Source organism: Ruminococcus sp. 1001713B170207_170306_F1, from assembly GCF_015668065.1.
GTDB classification, from domain to species: Bacteria; Bacillota; Clostridia; order Lachnospirales; family Lachnospiraceae; genus Blautia_A; species Blautia_A faecis.
In genome coordinates this window covers 1-1,241 of the sequence record NZ_JADPEX010000072.1, presented here as the reverse complement: position 1 = coordinate 1,241, position 1,241 = coordinate 1, and the positions used below count along the sequence as shown (strand labels likewise).

Genomic DNA, 1,241 nt, shown 5'->3' with positions numbered 1-1,241 from the left:
GCAGCCCGACCAGTTTTCAAAGGAGGAACAAATGCTTACAGCAGTAACCGGTATTAACTGGGGCGATGAAGGAAAAGGACGTGTGATCGATCTTCTTGCAGAGCAGGCAGATGTGGTTGTCCGCTACCAGGGCGGAAACAATGCAGGTCACACAGTGGTAACCACCCAGGGCAAATTCGTTTTAAATCTTCTCCCCTCTGGTATTTTACATCCAGGTGTGGTGTGCGTCCTTGGGGACGGAATGGTGGTTGACCTGGAACATCTTTCCCAGGAAATCCATGAAATAGAGAAAAAAGGAATCCGGGTAACACCGGATCATCTGAAACTTTCAAAACGTGCTACAGTCTCCATGCCATGGCATAAGGTGCAGGATGAGTTAGAAGAAAACAGACTTGCAAAGACAGGAAGTGCCTTTGGTTCTACCCGCCGTGGAATCGCCTATGCATACAGTGACAAGTACCGCAAAAAAACACTTCGCCTGGGAGATCTCCTTCATTTAAAAGAGGATTCCGTAAAAGACAGATTAAAAACCATGCTGGTGGCAAAGAACCTGGAGCTTGCAGGCTGTTATCATCAGGAGCCAATGTCCTACCCTGCACTCCTTACCTGGTGTGAGGAACAGGCTGAACTGTTTGGTCCCTATATTGCAGACACCGGGGAATATCTGGAACAGGCAGTGTCAGAGGGCAAAAAGGTGGTACTGGAAGCCCAGCTTGGAGCCATGAGGGACATTGATTACGGTATTTTCCCCTATACCTCAAGTTCCTCTACCATTTCTGCCTATGGTCCCATTGGTGCCGGAATCCCTGGAAAATCCCTGGATCACGTAATTGGCGTTTTAAAAGCGTATTCCACCTGTGTTGGCGCAGGTCCTTTTGTGGCAGAACATGCCATGTCCGATGACTGGGAAGAAGCGTTGCGGAAAGCTGGCGGTGAATATGGTGCTGCCACCGGTCGTCCCAGAAGGATAGGTCCCTTTGATGCCGTAGCCAGCCGCTATGGGTTAAAATGCCAGAAGGCAGATAAGATCGCGTTGACAAAAATGGATGTCTTAAGTTCCATGAAAGAGATTCCTGTGATCACAGGCTATAAACGTGACGGTGTTATAGTAACCGATTTTGATCCTATGGATGAACTGGATAGTTATACCTCTGTAGTAGAAATGCTTCCAGGATGGAAATGCGATATTTCGGGCTGCCGGACCTATGAAGAGCTTCCGGAGAATGCAAAAGCTTACATTC

Annotated in this window: 1 protein-coding gene; it reads left to right on the top strand. The window is 48.2% G+C overall.

The genetic code is table 11. The features are described from left to right. Positions 1 to 31 precede the first annotated feature (31 nt). A partial coding sequence (locus tag I4V84_RS19525) for an adenylosuccinate synthase (protein ID WP_195993200.1) occupies positions 32 to 1,241 on the top strand: 1,210 nt, incomplete at its 3' end.